At 27.6% G+C, this 16413-nt stretch carries 18 protein-coding genes; 2 read left to right on the top strand and 16 right to left on the bottom strand.

Going from position 1 to position 16413, the window contains the following annotated elements; genetic code table 11:
- Positions 1-3 precede the first annotated feature (3 nt).
- From dprA to HNP68_RS02720, 16 genes are all read right to left on the bottom strand, one after another.
- Positions 4-948: a DNA-processing protein DprA gene (gene dprA, locus HNP68_RS02795; protein ID WP_183220221.1), complete on the bottom strand. Its 945-nt coding sequence runs from the start codon at positions 946-948 to the stop codon at positions 4-6.
- A 9-nt stretch (positions 949-957) separates the two neighbouring features.
- The gene (locus tag HNP68_RS02790) at positions 958-1650 is read right to left on the bottom strand and encodes a tetratricopeptide repeat protein (RefSeq protein ID WP_183220219.1); all 693 of its coding nucleotides are present in this window, start codon (positions 1648-1650) and stop codon (positions 958-960) included.
- Complete coding sequence (ftsZ, locus tag HNP68_RS02785; protein ID WP_006068239.1) at positions 1651-2850, bottom strand: cell division protein FtsZ; 1200 nt, start codon at positions 2848-2850, stop codon at positions 1651-1653. It abuts the gene before it with no gap.
- A gap of 21 nt (positions 2851-2871) precedes the next feature.
- Positions 2872-4113 carry a cell division protein FtsA gene (gene ftsA / locus HNP68_RS02780; RefSeq protein ID WP_183220217.1) on the bottom strand — a complete coding sequence of 414 codons (1242 nt, stop codon included), beginning with the start codon at positions 4111-4113 and terminating at the stop codon, positions 2872-2874.
- On the bottom strand, positions 4113-4856 hold the full coding sequence (locus HNP68_RS02775) for a cell division protein FtsQ/DivIB (RefSeq protein WP_183220215.1): 744 nt from the start codon (positions 4854-4856) through the stop codon (positions 4113-4115). Before HNP68_RS02775 ends, ftsA begins: the two co-directional genes overlap by 1 nt.
- Positions 4857-4890: 34 nt before the next feature.
- The gene (gene ftsW / locus HNP68_RS02770) at positions 4891-5949 is read right to left on the bottom strand and encodes a putative lipid II flippase FtsW (RefSeq protein ID WP_183220213.1); all 1059 of its coding nucleotides are present in this window, start codon (positions 5947-5949) and stop codon (positions 4891-4893) included.
- 42 nt (positions 5950-5991) lie between these two features.
- Positions 5992-7047 (bottom strand): phospho-N-acetylmuramoyl-pentapeptide-transferase, encoded by a 1056-nt coding sequence (gene mraY / locus HNP68_RS02765; protein WP_183220211.1) that lies wholly within the window; start codon positions 7045-7047, stop codon positions 5992-5994.
- A 17-nt stretch (positions 7048-7064) separates the two neighbouring features.
- On the bottom strand, positions 7065-8456 hold the full coding sequence (locus HNP68_RS02760; protein WP_183220209.1) for a UDP-N-acetylmuramoyl-tripeptide--D-alanyl-D-alanine ligase: 1392 nt from the start codon (positions 8454-8456) through the stop codon (positions 7065-7067).
- Positions 8457-8478: 22 nt separating this feature from the next.
- The gene (locus HNP68_RS02755) at positions 8479-8760 is read right to left on the bottom strand and encodes a hypothetical protein (protein WP_183220207.1); all 282 of its coding nucleotides are present in this window, start codon (positions 8758-8760) and stop codon (positions 8479-8481) included.
- The gene (gene rsmH, locus HNP68_RS02750; RefSeq protein WP_183220205.1) at positions 8757-9647 is read right to left on the bottom strand and encodes a 16S rRNA (cytosine(1402)-N(4))-methyltransferase RsmH; all 891 of its coding nucleotides are present in this window, start codon (positions 9645-9647) and stop codon (positions 8757-8759) included. Before rsmH ends, HNP68_RS02755 begins: the two co-directional genes overlap by 4 nt.
- The gene (locus HNP68_RS02745; protein WP_183220203.1) at positions 9640-10476 is read right to left on the bottom strand and encodes a hypothetical protein; all 837 of its coding nucleotides are present in this window, start codon (positions 10474-10476) and stop codon (positions 9640-9642) included. The genes rsmH and HNP68_RS02745 overlap by 8 nt, the downstream gene beginning before the upstream one ends.
- Positions 10473-11549 carry a hypothetical protein gene (locus tag HNP68_RS02740; protein WP_183220201.1) on the bottom strand — a complete coding sequence of 359 codons (1077 nt, stop codon included), beginning with the start codon at positions 11547-11549 and terminating at the stop codon, positions 10473-10475. Before HNP68_RS02740 ends, HNP68_RS02745 begins: the two co-directional genes overlap by 4 nt.
- A gap of 28 nt (positions 11550-11577) precedes the next feature.
- Positions 11578-12336, bottom strand: a complete 759-nt coding sequence (locus HNP68_RS02735) for a hypothetical protein (RefSeq protein ID WP_183220199.1) — start codon at positions 12334-12336, stop codon at positions 11578-11580.
- A 312-nt stretch (positions 12337-12648) separates the two neighbouring features.
- On the bottom strand, positions 12649-13488 hold the full coding sequence (locus HNP68_RS02730) for an NAD(+)/NADH kinase (protein ID WP_183220197.1): 840 nt from the start codon (positions 13486-13488) through the stop codon (positions 12649-12651).
- Positions 13478-14008 (bottom strand): chemotaxis protein CheW, encoded by a 531-nt coding sequence (locus HNP68_RS02725; RefSeq protein ID WP_183220195.1) that lies wholly within the window; start codon positions 14006-14008, stop codon positions 13478-13480. Before HNP68_RS02725 ends, HNP68_RS02730 begins: the two co-directional genes overlap by 11 nt.
- Positions 14009-14053: 45 nt before the next feature.
- Complete coding sequence (locus tag HNP68_RS02720; protein ID WP_183220193.1) at positions 14054-14632, bottom strand: SAM-dependent methyltransferase; 579 nt, start codon at positions 14630-14632, stop codon at positions 14054-14056.
- A 50-nt stretch (positions 14633-14682) separates the two neighbouring features.
- Here HNP68_RS02720 and HNP68_RS02715 point away from each other — a divergent pair, with 50 nt between their 5' ends.
- Together HNP68_RS02715 and HNP68_RS02710 are read left to right on the top strand one after the other, a co-directional pair.
- Positions 14683-15726: a polyprenyl synthetase family protein gene (locus HNP68_RS02715; protein ID WP_183220191.1), complete on the top strand. Its 1044-nt coding sequence runs from the start codon at positions 14683-14685 to the stop codon at positions 15724-15726.
- Positions 15726-16412: a tetratricopeptide repeat protein gene (locus tag HNP68_RS02710; protein ID WP_183220190.1), complete on the top strand. Its 687-nt coding sequence runs from the start codon at positions 15726-15728 to the stop codon at positions 16410-16412. Before HNP68_RS02715 ends, HNP68_RS02710 begins: the two co-directional genes overlap by 1 nt.
- Position 16413: the final 1 nt, after the last annotated feature.

The following is a 16413-nucleotide window of genomic DNA, read 5'->3' as shown; positions in this document are numbered from 1 at the left end:
CCCCTATTCATATACCTCTTTTAAAAGCTCTCCAATAAGAACATCAGATACATTTTTACAATTACAACACTCTTTAAAATCATCTTCAATATTATTGGAATCTACATATTTAATATTCAATAAAGCATAAAGATCCTTAACAGTTTTTATCTCTTGCGCTCCAAAACTGTACAATTTTACAGCTCCATCACCACAAAAATTTAAATCATAAACATAAATGTCAAGTCCCAAGTCAAGTCCAAGTTCAGCCGTAATCAAAGCTCCCGATTTTAAGGGCGCATAAGTTATAAAAATAGCATCCGATAAGCCCGAAATCAACCTATTTCTTTTAGCAAAAAAATAATTTTGAATTTTGTCAAACGGTAAAGTTTCAGTAATTATTCCTCCACCTTGTTCTAAAAGCTTGAAAACATATTTTCGATTTTGCTTAGGATAAATATTATCAATATCTGTTGGAATAACAGCAAATGTCCTGCTATTTTCATTTATTGCTGCTATATGAGCCTCAATATCAGCTCCAACTGCAAATCCAGAAATAATCTCTACACCATTTTTTGCAAGATGTGAAGAAAATTCTCTTGTTTTCTCAGCAAGAGTTTTGCTAATTCTTCTAGAACCAACAACAGCCCAAGACAATGAAGAAAAATTTGGTAAATTGCCTTTATAGTAGATAGCAAAAGGCGGATCATAAATTCTTCTAAGCCTATTAGGATAAAATTTAGATCCTAAAGTAACAATTTTAGCCTTTGTCTTTCGAATAACTTTTTCTTGTAATTCTACTAATTTTAAATTGGGTAGCCTACATGATCTTCTAAAAGATCTTAAAAGATAAGATTCAATGTCCTTTTGCGTCAATTTAATAATATCATTAAAATCAAAATTATTAAAAAGTTTTAATTTTTCTTTGCTTTTTAAAAATTTCAAATTATCAATATAAAGCAATTTCATCATAAATAATTACTTCAAATTACTCATGATCCTAGAAACACCTTCTTTTTGCTCTTCAGTTGAAGCATTTTTACTAGCTTTCTCATAAAACAATATAGCATTACCAAGATCTCCTAGCGAATAATAATTTGCACCTCTTAACATGAAAAATTCAAAATAATCCTCACCCATATCTTCAAGTTTGTTTAAATAATTTTTAGCTTCAAGTTGCTTATCAAGGTCATATACATACATATTAGAAATAGCAAAAAGAGATTCTTTAAAATCATCTCTGATTGAAAGTGATTTTAAAAAAGAATTTTCAGCAAGAACTATGTATTTTTCAACTTCATCTTTTACTCTTAAATTTTTAGCTAAATTATAAGAAGCAACACCTACGTAAAAATGAGACAAATAATTATTAGAATTGATTTCTAAATTTTTAGCAAAATATTCAATAGCAGGTCCATACTGACCAAGCTTAAACAATTCAAGACCAATCAAATTGAAAAATCTAGCTTTCTTATCAATAGAATTAACTATCTTTAAAATATTTTTATCTTCTTTTTCAATAAATTCTTTATAAACTTCAATCTTAGATTCAGATCCACCGCCTAAAATTTCCAATTCTCTTAATCTAAGTCCAAGATTCAATTTTTCTTTAGATTCACTACCACAAGATAAAAATAAATTAATAAATATTATTAACGACAAAATTTTCATCTAATCATCGCTACTTTTTTTATTTAAATTTCTAAGAAATGTTGGAACATCAATATCATCATCAAAATAATTAACATTTTTAGACTTTGTTGCAAAAGAAGAATCTTGATGTTCATAAGATCCAGAAGGAATATTTTGATTGCCCGACATTAACGTATCAAACTCTTTAGAACTTAAAGTATTATTTTCTGGCACATTTGATATTTCTTTTTGTCTCTTAGATGCAAAACCTGTAGCAACAACCGTAACATAAATTTCATCTTCAAGATTTGAATTAATGGCATGGCCATATATTACAGTAGCCTCATCATCAACACTAACAGTAATTATTCCCATAATCTCTTCAAGTTCAAGCAATGAAAAATCATCCCCACCAGTAACATTAACAAGAAGTCCCTTAGACCCTTCAATACGAACTTCTTCAAGTAGCGGATTGCTAATTGCAGAAGTTGCAGCATCAACAGCTCTGTTCTCACCCTTACCATATCCGATTCCCATTAAAGCATCGCCTTGGCCTTGCATAATACTTTTAACATCAGCAAAATCAATATTAACCTCTCCATGCTCAATAATAAGGCCAGCAATACCTTGAACACCCATTCTCAAAACATCATCTGCACGCTTAAAAGCATCTTTAATAGTAGTCCTTTTATCAACAACAGTTAAAAGCTTTTGATTTGGAATAATAATCAATGTATCTACAGATTTCCTTAGGTTATTTATTCCTTGCTCGGCAAGTCTTAGCTTCTTAGGACCTTCAAACTTAAAAGGCTTTGTCACAACCCCAACTGTTAAAATACCAAGCTCTTTTGCGACTTGAGCAATAACAGGAGCAGCTCCAGTTCCTGTTCCACCCCCCATGCCAGCAGTAATAAACACCATATCGGCACCGGAAAGATGATTGCGTATAACATCTATGTCTTCCTCCGCTGCAGCTTGCCCAATCTCGGGCTTTCCTCCAGCACCAAGTCCTGCCGTAACTTTTGCCCCAAGAGCAATTTTTATGGGAGCAATAGAGGTTTGGAGAGCTTGGAGATCAGTATTGGCTACAATAAATTCGACATCTCTTACTCCATATTCAATCATACGATTAACAGCATTACTACCCCCTCCTCCTGCACCAATCACTTTAAGAATTGTAGGGTTTGTGGTAGAATCAAACCTTCTTGTGTTGCTATCAATCATATTATAATCTTTCATCAACGCTTCCTCCACGATTGGTCAAAACCATTCTTTCAAAAACCAACCTTTCAACTTTGAAGATATTTTATTTTTTCTTTTAACTTTACTGCTTACCTTCTTTAATTTATTGAATTTTTGCTGCTCGTGCTTATAAAGAACAAGACCAAGAGCTGAAGAAAACTTGGGATCTATATGCTCTTCCCCAATTCCATTAATACTCATTGGCAAACCTATTCTTGCGGGATAATTAAATACTTCTTCTATTAAATTAGAAATACCTGGGAATAAAGCTCCCCCACCTGTTAAAACTATCCCACCATTAATTTTATTATAAAGTCCCCGTTTAAGTATTTCCGCTCGCATCATTTCAAAAATTTCTCTCAACCTCGAATTAATTATTACAGACAACTCTTTTCTACTTTTCTCTTGAGGAGGTCGAGTTCCAAGATTTGGAATAATTACAGTTTCCATTTGACTTTCAAGAATAGATGGGTGAGCAATTCCAGCTGTTATTTTAATATTTTCAGCAACATCCTCAGGAACCTTCCAAACTTGTGCAATGTCAAGAGTTACCCTATTAACACCAATAGGAATCACTCCAGTATAATAAGGAGAACCGTCGATATAAAGAATAATATCGGTTGTCCCTTTACCCATATCAATAAACAAAACGCCCATCTCACGCTCTTCTTTGGAAAGAGTTGCGTAAGATGAAGCTAAGCTTCCAAGAACAACCTCATCAACGGCAAAGCCAGCCCGATTTACGCATCTGACTAAATTCTGACTAGAAGAGCTAGACCCCGTAATAATGTGCACCTCCCCTTCAAGACGAATACCCATCATGTCTATTGGATTTTTTATATGAGGTATTCCATCCACAATAAACTCTTGAGGAACAACATGAAGAATTTCTCTATCCATTGGAATTACAATTGCTTTTGCTGCTTCAATCACTCTTTCAACATCTTCTTCGTTAATCTCTCTTGTTTTTGAATTTATTGCAACAACACCACGAGAATTAGTTCCTTCAACACTACTTCCAGACATAGAAACTGAAAGAGATGTAATATCACATCCTGAGATGAGCTCTGCAGCCTCAATAGAATTAGATATTGAATCAAGAGCCGCCTCAATATTTATTAAAACTCCCTTCCTAACTCCCCTTGATATACTAGTGCCTATTCCAACTATTTCTAATTGATCATTTAAATTTACCTCAGCAACAACAGTACAAATTTTTGAAGTTCCAACATCCAAACCTACTATCAAATTCCTAGACACTAACCTTCTCCTAACAAAATGATATCACCACTTCTTAAATCTATAACGTTGGTTTTTCCTTTGAGCAAATCAATTGCAAGAAACACTTTATGCATTACATCCATTAAATCCATATCAACTGTTATCAATATTTTATTATATATACTTTTAATATACAAAATTACATTGTAATCATAGAAATTCAATTTTAAAAAATTGATCTCTGATATTAAATTATACAAATATTTTTGATTTATTTTAAGATAATCAAGGCCTCTTACAACATTAAGCATTCTATCCTCTAGAAAATCTCCTACATTATTGTCATTCAAAACTAATCCGCTAATTATAGGTAAATCGTAGGTTAAATACTTGCTTTTTTCCAAAATTACACCATCTGATGCAATACAATAATAAGTAATATTACCATTTGCGTTTTCTAAAGCAACAGCAACAGGTATTCTTTTCTCTATTTTAATGTTAATTTTGTTAGGAAACTTAAGATCAACTTTAGCATTCTTTATCCTTAAATCTCTTTTAAGATTTTCCTCATATACTCTAACATTAGCATTGTGATAGTATGTATTAGGTTTAATTCCTGAAATTCTGATTATATCCTCTTTGGAAAAAGATATATCATTATTAATACTAATATATCTAATCAAAAAATAAGGAGACGCAAAAACAATAATTATTATTTCAAAAAAAATTAAAGACGTCAAAAAATATATGTACTTAATTAAAAATTTTCTCTCAAAAATCATAAACTAACCCGATTTACACTACTAAAAACATTTATCAATTATTACTTAAGTTTTTTGCAACATTCGAAATAAGACCAGAAAGCGCCATGGTAACAATAATAGAAGATCCTCCAGATGAAAAAAACGGCAAATTAATCCCAGTGGGAGGCAAAAGACCAATTGCAATTAAAATATTCATTATACTTTGAAGAAAAATTGCAAGACTTGAAATAAATGCAAGAAAAAATTTAAATCTATTATCAGAATGAATAGCTATAAAGTAACCAAAGTAAAAAAACAAAAAAAATAAGCTTATAGCAAACAAAACACCTAAAAATCCCAATTCCTCTCCAAGAACTGAAAAAATAAAATCAGAATTAGCCTCTGGCAGCTTTCCAAGTTTTACCTCTCCCATTCCCAAACCCTTGCCCAAAATTCCCCCGCTTTTTAAAGCATTAAGAGATGATATTATTTGGTAACCTTTGCCAGAAGGATCGTCGTAAGGATTGAGAAAGGCAAAAATTCTAGAAACCCTATAAGGCTCAAGCATTAAAAATATAGCAGAAACTGGTAAAAAAGTAATTACAATAGCAAAAACATAACTAAATGCCATGTTAGAAACAAACAAAACAATAAAAAAAAGAATAGCAAAATAAATAGCTGTTGAATAATCATTTTGCAAAATTATTAACACCCAAAAAATTGAAAAAATAAACATTGGTTTTAACCAATATGAAATACCATTGTTTTTTATTAGATCAAACTTACTCAAATAGGAAGAAAGATAAACAGTAAAAGATATTTTAAAAATCTCAGAAGGTTGAATACTAATACCTTGAAAGAATATCCATCTTTTAGCTCCAGAAATACTTGGAGCTAAAAAAGTTGCCAAAATTAAAAAAAGAGTTATAATCATTACAGGAAATATTGATTTTTTTAAAAAATTTAAGGGGATTCTCTCAAAAACAAGGAAAACTATAAAGCTCAAGAAAAGATAACTAAGTCTTGTAAAAAATAAAAAATTTGGATTACCTGTCAGCTCTAAGCTTAGGAAAAAGGAAGAAGTATAAAAAACTACAAGGCCATAGGCTACTAACAATAGCAAAACAAGCAAATAACATATCCTAAGTGAATTTATCTCTATAAACATAATAAATTATCTGATTTTTATCGTACTTAAAGCAAGTATAGCAAATATTAATCCTATTATCCAAAATCTAATAACAACTTGCATCTCAGACCACCCAAGCTCTTCAAAATGATGATGAAGGGGAGCCATTTTAAATACTCTTTTTTTAGTCTTTTTGTAAACCATGACTTGAATAATTACAGACATAGTTTCAATAATAAAAACACCTGCAAGAATTGAAAAAAGTATTTCGCTTTTTAAAATCAAAGATGCCATTCCAAGAATGGCACCCAGAGCCAGACTACCCGTATCTCCCATCATAATTTTAGCAGGATAGGCATTAAACCATAAAAATCCAAAACTACCCCCAAGCAAAGCTCCAAGAAATATTACAAGCTCTTCAGAGCCTTTAATATTTGGAATATGCAAATAAGCAGCAAAATCAGCCCTGCTTGTAAGATAGGCGATTATTATTAAAGCTCCTGTTATAACTATACTTAATCCAATTGCAAGCCCATCAAGCCCATCTGTTAAATTAAAAGAATTAGAAGCAGAAATTAAAATAAACATGCCAAAAGGAATGTAAAACACCCCCAAATCTATTTGAAAAGATTTAATAAAAGGAAAATAGATTATACTAACATGTTCACCTCCAAAATAATACAGAATGCCAACAGAAATAAAAGAAAATATCATTTGCCCATAAACCTTAAATCGAGCTTTAAGTCCATCTGAAGTTTTCTTTTTGATTTTCAAAAAATCGTCTATAAATCCCAAAAAAGCAAATCCAAGCATAACAAAAACCATAATCAAAAAATAAACATTTAAAATGTTACTCCAAAACACTAAAGATATAAAAACAGAAAAAAAAATAAGAATGCCCCCCATAGTAGGAATTCCTGTTTTTTCACTTAAATGCCTTTTAGGACCATCTTCTCTTAAAATCTGATCAGCTCTTAATTTTTTTAACCTTAAAATAATATAGGGACCTACAACCAAAGAAAGTAAAAATGCAAAAATTGTAGCATAAGCCATTCTAAAGGTAATATATTTGAGCAACCGCAAACCTAAAAGGTAAAACATAAAAGCCTCATTATCATCTAAATATAATTTAAAATTCTCTCCAACCTATTGAACCTTGAACCCTTAATTACAATAAAAACTGAAGGTTCTAAACTTTTTAAAAAAATATCAATAAATTTATCAAACTCACTAAAATAATATAAACACTTCTCAACTAAATTTTCAGAATCCCTGACATCCAAAAATTCTTCGCCAATTAGAAAAATTTTATCAAAATTCATTGAAATAGCCTCTTGAATTAAATCTTTATGAGTTTTGTATGCAAATTCTCCAAGTTCTTTAAAAGATCCAAGAACTATAAATTTTTTATTTTGGATATTGAGATCCAAAATTATATCTTTTAAGGCCATAAAAGAACCCATATTCCCATTATAAGAATCATTTAAAATTAAATATCCATTTTGTGTAAAAATTTCTGCCCTACCCTTTTGAAAAGCAGTTTCAATTAAACCTTCTCTTATTTCTTTTTCTTTCATTCCTAAAAATAAAGCCAAATTAATACACCCTATTGCATTAAAAATATTATGCCTACCTAGCAATAAAATAGAGTACTTAAACCCTTTGTAAATAAAATCATAAAAAAATTTCCCTTTCAAAAAAGAAAATGATTTAATATTAAGATTTTCAAAATCAAAATAAACAATTTTAACATTTGGATTTTCGATTTTTGCTTTTTTTTCAAGATAAACACAATAATCATTCATTTCATTTAAAACAAAGATTTCAATATTTTTACCAATTATTTTGCTCTTTTCAAAAGCAATAACTTGTAACTCTTTGAAAGCTTGCATATGTGCATAACTTATATTCGTAATAATAACAATTTCCGGTTTTAAAATTTGGGATAAAAGATCCATTTCTCCAACATAACTAACTCCAACTTCAAAAACAGCATATTCCTCATTACCTTCTACCCTTAAAATGCTAAGTGGAAGACCAATATCAGAATTTAAATTACCCCAAGTTTTGTAAGTTTTATATTTTTTTGAAAGTATACTATAAAGCATCTCTTTGGTTGTAGTTTTGCCATTACTGCCTGTAATGGCAATTCTTTTAAAGCTTGTTCTTTCAATTAAGCACGATGCTAAAGTTTGAAGAAGTTTTATTACATTGCTTGTAAGCAAAAATACTAATTCTTCATTATTATTTAAATATTCAATACACTCAGATTCATGATCTCTTGAACATACAAAACATTTAACACCCAAATCAATTAAATATTTAACAAAAGAAAATCCATCTACTTTATTTCCCTTATATGCAAAATAAAGACTAACATTGATATTATCATTCTTTATTTCTCTACTATCTAAAGAGTAAAACGATACTATCTTTTCAAGATTTTTTATATTCCCTACAAATTTTACATCTTTAGAAGAGATTAAAATATCTTTAATCTTTATACGCACACAAACCTCATTCTAAAATCTTTTATTCAGCAAAAATATTTATATCTTCATTAGCCTTTTTTTCCAAATTTAATTCCGCAAAAGAAAAGCTTTCTATTCTATTAATATTTTCAAGTTCATATATTACTGTGAGCAATCTTAAATTATCATCAATAATATTTTCCTGTTCATTGTCTAGGTGATAAAATTCTCTAAGCTTTACAACATATCTGAAATTTAAATAAATGTTAAAACACAGTATAACTGTTAGTATTAAAATTAAAATACAATAAACTTCAAACTCAATTTTACTTATGCTATTCATAATTTTTTTACAGCTCTCAGCTTTGCGCTTCTTGAAGGTTTGTTTTTTTTAATCTCATCGAAACTTGGAATAATGGGCTTTTTTGAAATTTTAGCGTACAAATCACAGCTTAAACTTCTAAAAAAATCTTTTACAATACGATCTTCTATTGAATGAAATGTAATAATAGCTAAAATTCCATCTTTGGCTAAATTTTCTATCCACAAAGGCAAACTCCTTTTAAGTCTAGCAAGCTCATCATTTACATAAATCCTTAACGCTTGAAAAGTTTTTGTAGCTGGATTTATTTTAGTATTTAAAAAAGGATAAACTTTATTTATTATGGACTGTAACTCTTTTGTAGTTTGTATTTTTTTAATTTTTCGATATTCTACAATAGCTTTAGAGATTCTTCTAGAATAATGTTCATTACTTAAATCATAAATTAATTTTTCAAGATCATATTTACTAAAAGTGTTTACAATCTCAGCTGCACTAATGCTGCAAGAAGAAGAACAAAGCCTCATATCTAAAGGTTCATCTTCAAGAAAAGAAAATCCTTTTTTACTGCCCTTGTAATGAAACATAGAAATACCAAGATCAACTAAAATAAAATTGGCTTTGGCATTTAAAGGGTAATTGGCAAAAAAATTATCAAACCAATCATTAAAATATTTAATTCTATCTTCAAAAATAAAAAGTAACTGCTTTGCTCTTTGTAAAATTTGGAAATCTCTCTCAATTCCAATCAAACTTAAAAAGTCATATTTTTCAAGAATAGCTTTTGCATGAACACCTTCTCCAAGAGTAGAATCAATGTATATTGAATCGCTTTTTACAGGTAAATCTTCTATAAGCTTACAAATTGCATCAAGAAGTACTGGAAAATGAAAAACATTGTTATTCATTTAATTTAAACCTATAAATTATTTTTTTTTCATTTCCATAAACATCACCATATTTTATTTTAATTTCATTTTTACCCTTAACAAAATTAAGATCATTTATTTTAAGGCATCCGCCATCTTTTTTAATATTCAAAATATCTAATCCATAATTTTTCTCTTGAGCTAAAGTGTATGTATTATTAATCAAAAAAATATTTTGAAAATCTGAACGAAAAATACTTTTATTATTCAAGATAATCTCAAAATAATAAATTCCTTTAAGAGAATTTTCAAAAGATTCTAATTTTTGAGTATGAAAATATAATAAAAGACTATAATGCCCAGAATCAACACTTAAATTTTTATTTTTTAATAATTCCAATCTCTCATCATCACCTTTTCCTTTTAAAAAAACTTTGTCTAAGGTATAAACTGTATCAGCAACTACATTGTTTTTATTCTTAATAACAAATAAAGGATTGATAATCCTTTTGGCACTAGGATCATTAACTACTAAATCAATAACACTCTTTTCATCCTTTAAAAAAATCTTTCCAAGTTCATAAAAAAACTCTCCTAAAATCTCTAAATTCAAATTTAAATCATTGTCAAAAATGACCAAAATACTACTATTTCTACCTATCCTATTTTTTGAATACAAGATTTTATAATTATTTGAAAAAACAGATACTGTTTTTTTCAAGGGCCTTAACCTTACTCCAATATTCAATTTATTATTATCCAATGCACCAAAATCTTTAACTAAAGCAAATTTTTCATCATTTTTAAATTCCAAAAATGGATATAAATTTAAAATATTAAAGAAAAATATAAAAACAATTAAAATCACTGTCCCAAACCCAAATATTTTAAATCATTATTAGCATTAAAATACAAAAGTCCATTTTCAAATTCAACAAATGAGCTTATTTCATCTTTGATAAAAATATTATCAAACAGTCTAAAAGAATTTGCAGAATAAGTTTTTATATTAATAATTTTTTCACTCTCAGAATAAAAATACACTCTGTAAATATTTTGAAAATAATCATATGATGCTCTTAAAATAGAATTTTTATTTTCAACTTTAAATATTCTAACACTTTTAATATCTATCACCACAAGTGAATTTTCATTTTCAATAAACAAATTATGATAATCATCTATTTTTATAAAAGTCTCAAAACTATTAATAGCTAAATTGCTTAATTCCAAAATTTTTTTATAATTATTCTCTAAGTCAATTATTTCTAAAAAATAATTGGAATTACCTTTTAATGAAACTAAATATTTATTATCAGAACTTAATTTAACAAACCATGTTGGAAATTTTTTCTCCAAAAAATTTTCCGTATAAATTATCTTGCCCTGTTTATATAGATTAATCTCGCCATTAGAAAGCCCTAAAACTAAAATTTCATTATTGTAATCCACACTTAAAATTGAGGACAAAAAATTGAGCACTAGTATATTATTTCCACCAGAATCATAAATCTCCAAAGTTTTATACAAGTCGTTTAAAGTAAAAATTAAATTATTTATTACAAAAACAAAATCCTTAAACTTGAGCTTAAATAAAAATTTATTATTTTTAACAGAAAAAACAGAATAATCTTGACTAGAATTTAAAAGCACATAATAATAATCTGAATAACTTATTAAGTTATCACTTAAAAGAGAATAATAAGATTCTCCGAAATTAAGATTTAAAACCTTATTTGATACAAAAACATTCTTGCTTAAATTTATATTTTTATACCCGAATTTATTTTCAAAACTCTTAAAATAATAAAAATTAGATACATTCATAGTAGATCTTATAAAAAAATCAATCAAAATTATAAATAATAAAAACAAGACCAAGATCAAAAAAATTTTTAATTTTTTAAATTTAATTACACCCTCTTCTGCATTGAAACTCAATATAATTCCCCCTCCCACTTTAATCTATCTATTTTGCCTTAATTAAATCCGAACTAAACTTTGAAGACCAAACTCCATGAAACCTTGAAAATTTTTCAGCAACTTCTTTTTGAGAAGCTATCGCAGCTAAAGATCTTCCAGCTTCAAGATAACCAAGAGAATGCAATCCAAATTCATGAGATCCACTAAGCTCATATTTGCTTCTCAAAATAAATGCTCCTTCTTCTAAAAGCTCAAACACTTTAATAAGATGTTCAAATTGGAATTTATAATAAGGACTCTCAAGTTTTAAATTTCTAGAAAAATCTCTAAAATCAATAATATTTTTAGAAAAAATAATAAATTTAAGATATACATCTTCAAGAAAAACAAGTGTTTTAGAATCTTTTTTACTAAAATTTTTAGCCAAATCAATTAAATAACCCAATTTCTTAATAATTAAAAACCTCTCTTCAGGATTTAAGTTAAGAGCCTGAGGCATTTCAATCAACTCTCTTGGGGTGATACTAAGAATGGGACTAATAACTAAACTAAAATCAGAAATCAATCCAGACAAAATTTTTTTTATAGAATAATTTACTTTCAACCTAGGCCTAGTATAAAAATAATTTAAAGACGAAACATAACTTAAAACATTTAAATTAAAATCAATAAGATCCGATGAAAGCTTAGCATTTAATGTAAATTCACTAGTCTCTTTTATAGCTGTTATATCATTTAAGGTCCTTAAAATAAGATTATTAATGTACAATATTTTTTTATAATTTTCATTATCAATTAAATCCATAAACACCTGCCTAAAACTCATACAAAGGTGATTTATCAGCTATCCAATACATTAACTTAATAACAAACATATTAAATATTTTAACAAGTTATAAATTTATAAAAAACACCCTTGGAACATTAACTTTACTAACAAAAAGCACTAATATCCTTATAATAAATTATGTAAAATTTTAAATAATTTTTAAAAGTATCAAATCTTAAAACATACAAAATTCTCTAGTCTTATTAAAGATTAGATTAAATCAAGCATTCAATTAACAACCAATAACAATATTTATTTAAAAGAACACTGCTTGAAAAAGCATTAAACTTACAATAATTTATTTTTCAATCTCTTAACAAAAGTATCCGTGCAAAATGAAATAAAATTTAAACTTTGAGAAGAAATTTTAAATTCAAAAACAACATCAACCCCAAAAGAACCAAAATTAATTCCATCTAAAAAAATTGATGCTGATGCTATGAAATATTCCTTTGAAAAAGAAAGAGAAAGTTTACTTAATTTAGAAAACACAAAAGAACGATTATAAACAGAATGGGGAGAAATAGGTGTAAGTAAAAAACCCTCAAGATCTGCTTCTAAAATAGGACCTCCTGCCGAGAAAGAATACCCTGTTGAACCTGTTGGAGTAGATACAATTATCCCATCACTCTTATACGATAAAAAACTTTCAGAATTAACCTTAAGATCTACATAAATCATTTTATTAAGAACGCTTGAACGAATAATAATATCATTTAAAGCATATTTAGAAATTAAATCTTTACCGTGCTGATAAACTGTTGCATGAAGCAAAAATTTTTTATTAATAACTAAAGAATTGTTAAAAAATTTATCTATGACTTTTTTAAAATCTTCGATCTTAATATCTGCTAAAAACCCTACCTTGCCCATATTAATTGAAATAATTGGAATATCAAAATTTTTACTTTCAAGAAGCAAATTAACAGCCAAAAGAACTGTTCCATCTCCTCCTAAAGTTATCATAAAAAGAAAATTTTCTTTTGGAAAAGAAAACAAAGGCTTACCAACATCTATTAACACCACCTCAATAAAATATTTGGTTTCCAAATAAACTTTAATATCATTACCTAAAAGATTAGCCCCTGACTTTAAAGTATTAATGCAAAGAATAACCCTATTCTTCATGTTGATCTTTATAAGGAATATCGTCAAATTCGTATTTATCAAAAATTTTTGTAATATCAATTAATACTAAATATTCACTCTCAAGATTATCAGCCTCGTCAAGCTTTACAACACCGGATATATATTTTCTATCTAAAGTTTGCAAAGTAGCAGGGGGTTCTTGAATCCTAGAATCATCAAAGCTAATAACTTTAAGAACCCTGTCAACAAAAATACCCAAAAGTTTATTTTTAATCTTAACTATTAAATATCCTGTCAAAAGCATATCTTCTTCTGTTGTTGAAATAGAAGGAACTCCAAATTTAATATTTAAATTGACCAAGGGAATAATACTACCCCTAAGGTTATAAATACCTATAATATATTCAGGAACATTTGGTATAGCATAAACTCCTTCTGATGGAACTTTAATAATTTCTCTAATGTGCTCTATTGACACCCCATAACTTTCTTTGCCTATTTTAAAACCCGCAACTTGAAGCTGCAACTTTCCCTCTTTAGATATTTCTTTTTTCAACATATTTTATACCTTTAAATTGATACTTATAACAATTTAATTAAATTGCTACTTGCCAAAACTTTTACCTAAAAAATAAATTTCAAAAGAATTTTTCCTTACAGCTTTGGGCCTGATTTTTTTTACAAATTTAAAATATTTTTCAAACCTTTTAAAAATTTGCATCTCATCTCCTCCCTGAAAAACTTTAATAAGTAAATTTCCTTTTTTAAGCAAAACTTCAAGTGATAAATCTATTATTCTCATGCTTAAATTAAAAGAATTACTGGTATCCACAAGTCTGTTTCCAGTAGTCTTAGGAGCTACATCGCTAATTACAAGGCTATAAGGCCCAAACATATTAATTTTAGAAACCGTACCCTCTAAAAATATATCTCCCTTGACAAAATAAAAATTATTAACATATCTAAGGCTAATGTCATTAATATCAACAGATACTAAAATACCTCTTTTAAGCCTTTTATAAGCATATTGGGAAAAACTACCGGGTGACGCACCAATATCTAATACATTACCAGAAGAAAATAAAGAAAATTTTTCATCAATTTCTATCAACTTGTACACAGACCTTGCCAAATACCCTTCTCTTTTAGCTTTTTGAGAATACTCATCATCTCGGCGATACACATCAATCCCTTTAATACAATTTATTATACTTTTTCATTATAATTCTTATTATGCAAAATAAACTATTTTTAAAAAACATTGAAAAAAATATTAATAATGTCTTTTCAACAACTAATTTTCTAAATTTATTCAAAGATAAAGATTTAAAATTCACCTTTAAAATAAAAAAGGAAACTCTTGATTATATTAAAGCACCAGCAATTGAAATCATCAATAGAGGTGGAAAACGAATAAGACCAATGATAATGATTCTTTTGGCTTACGCATTGGGTTTAAAAGAAAAAAACGATAAATTAATATATAAATTAAGCTTGCTACTTGAACTTCCTCATTCTGGAAGTTTGATTATTGATGACATTGAAGACAATTCGCTAAAAAGACGAGGCACATCAGCAATACATTTAATCTATGGAATAGATAACAGCATAAATGCCGGTAATCTAATTTATTTTTTACCTGCAAAATTAATAGAAAGATCAAATTTAAAAGAAAATCAAAAATTATTAATTTATGAAAATTTCTTTACCACTCTTTCAAATTTACACCTAGGACAAGGGATTGACATTAAATTTCACAATGAATCGCACATTCCAAGTATTAAGGAATACATTTCTTTAGTAGAATTAAAAACAGCTTCACTTTTCGGAATGGCTAGCTTTTTAGCTGCAATACTCACAAATAATGAAGACAAAGCTAAAAGAATTTACAATACATTCTTAAAACTTGGCGTTTATTTCCAAATAATAGACGATATTAAAAACATCAAAAATAAAATTAATGGCAAAAGGTTTGGAGACGATTTGTTTGAAGGGAAAAAAAGCTTGCCAATAATTTATTTTTTACAAGAAAAAAAATTTGAACCAAAAATTATTTCAAAATTTAATCAAATAAAATATTCTAAAACCACTAAAGCAAAAAAAGAAATATTTAAACTAATAGAAATGATAAATTCATCAAAATCAATAAGAAACTCAACTATTATTGCCTTGAAATACTTAAACGAGTTTAAAACCGAACTCAATTTATACCCATTAGCAAATAAATATAAAAACCTGTTAATAGATATTGTTGAACAAATAAAAGAAGGAATTTAATGAGAACAATAATACTACTGGCACTCTTTTATGGATTGACCCCAAAAATTTGCCCTACAATAACACCACCAACATTAAAGCTCAATGAGCAAACAAACAAATACACAATAGAAAAACTTTACCAAAAATCAATGTTGCTAAAAAAATCAAAAAAATATAACAAAGCTATAGCAAATCTAAAAAAAATAATTAACATGGATCAAAATCAAGTTGATGCTCATCTTTTGCTCTCAGAACTAGAATATTTAAATAAAAACTGGAAAAAAGCAATTATTAAATCTCAAGACTACTTAAAAATAATAGACTTTAAAGACAAAAAGAACTTTTTAGATATCTCTTGGGCCTATTTTTTAATAGGAGAAATCAAAAATTCAATGGACTACATAACTGAATTTTTCCAAAGCGGTAAAGAACTATTTAAAGAAAATATATTTATAGCAATTGATGCTCTTTTTAAAAAAAGTATTTATCATTTTATAAACAATGAAAATGCAGCATTTAATACAATGCTAACCTTAACGTTTCAATTAGCAATCAATGATGATACTTTATTTATCATTTTTTTAAATAATTTAGAAATAATAAAACAAATACCCTTTTATTATTTCAATAGGGAAAAATTCAAAGAATTATATCTGCAAATTAGCACTCTAAAAACAATTCAAAACACAAAGTGTAGAACTTAAA

The sequence above is a fragment of the Borreliella yangtzensis genome, from assembly GCF_014201775.1.
GTDB lineage: Bacteria > Spirochaetota > Spirochaetia > Borreliales > Borreliaceae > Borreliella > Borreliella yangtzensis.
Note: the sequence above shows the minus strand (reverse complement) of the source record. Positions and strands in the feature narration are given on the sequence as shown.

Coding starts and splice junctions, on each gene's coding strand:
- dprA (WP_183220221.1), bottom strand. CDS start 948: ATGAAATTGCTTTATATTGATAATTTGAAATTTTTAAAAAGCAAAGAA.
- HNP68_RS02775 (WP_183220215.1), bottom strand. CDS start 4,856: ATGATTTTTGAGAGAAAATTTTTAATTAAGTACATATATTTTTTGACG.
- HNP68_RS02725 (WP_183220195.1), bottom strand. CDS start 14,008: ATGTTGAAAAAAGAAATATCTAAAGAGGGAAAGTTGCAGCTTCAAGTT.
- HNP68_RS02710 (WP_183220190.1), top strand. CDS start 15,726: ATGAGAACAATAATACTACTGGCACTCTTTTATGGATTGACCCCAAAA.
- ftsZ (WP_006068239.1), bottom strand. CDS start 2,850: ATGAAAGATTATAATATGATTGATAGCAACACAAGAAGGTTTGATTCT.
- HNP68_RS02715 (WP_183220191.1), top strand. CDS start 14,683: ATGCAAAATAAACTATTTTTAAAAAACATTGAAAAAAATATTAATAAT.
- HNP68_RS02790 (WP_183220219.1), bottom strand. CDS start 1,650: ATGAAAATTTTGTCGTTAATAATATTTATTAATTTATTTTTATCTTGT.
- HNP68_RS02755 (WP_183220207.1), bottom strand. CDS start 8,760: ATGAATAGCATAAGTAAAATTGAGTTTGAAGTTTATTGTATTTTAATT.
- HNP68_RS02730 (WP_183220197.1), bottom strand. CDS start 13,488: ATGAAGAATAGGGTTATTCTTTGCATTAATACTTTAAAGTCAGGGGCT.
- rsmH (WP_183220205.1), bottom strand. CDS start 9,647: ATGAATAACAATGTTTTTCATTTTCCAGTACTTCTTGATGCAATTTGT.
- HNP68_RS02735 (WP_183220199.1), bottom strand. CDS start 12,336: ATGGATTTAATTGATAATGAAAATTATAAAAAAATATTGTACATTAAT.
- mraY (WP_183220211.1), bottom strand. CDS start 7,047: ATGTTTTACCTTTTAGGTTTGCGGTTGCTCAAATATATTACCTTTAGA.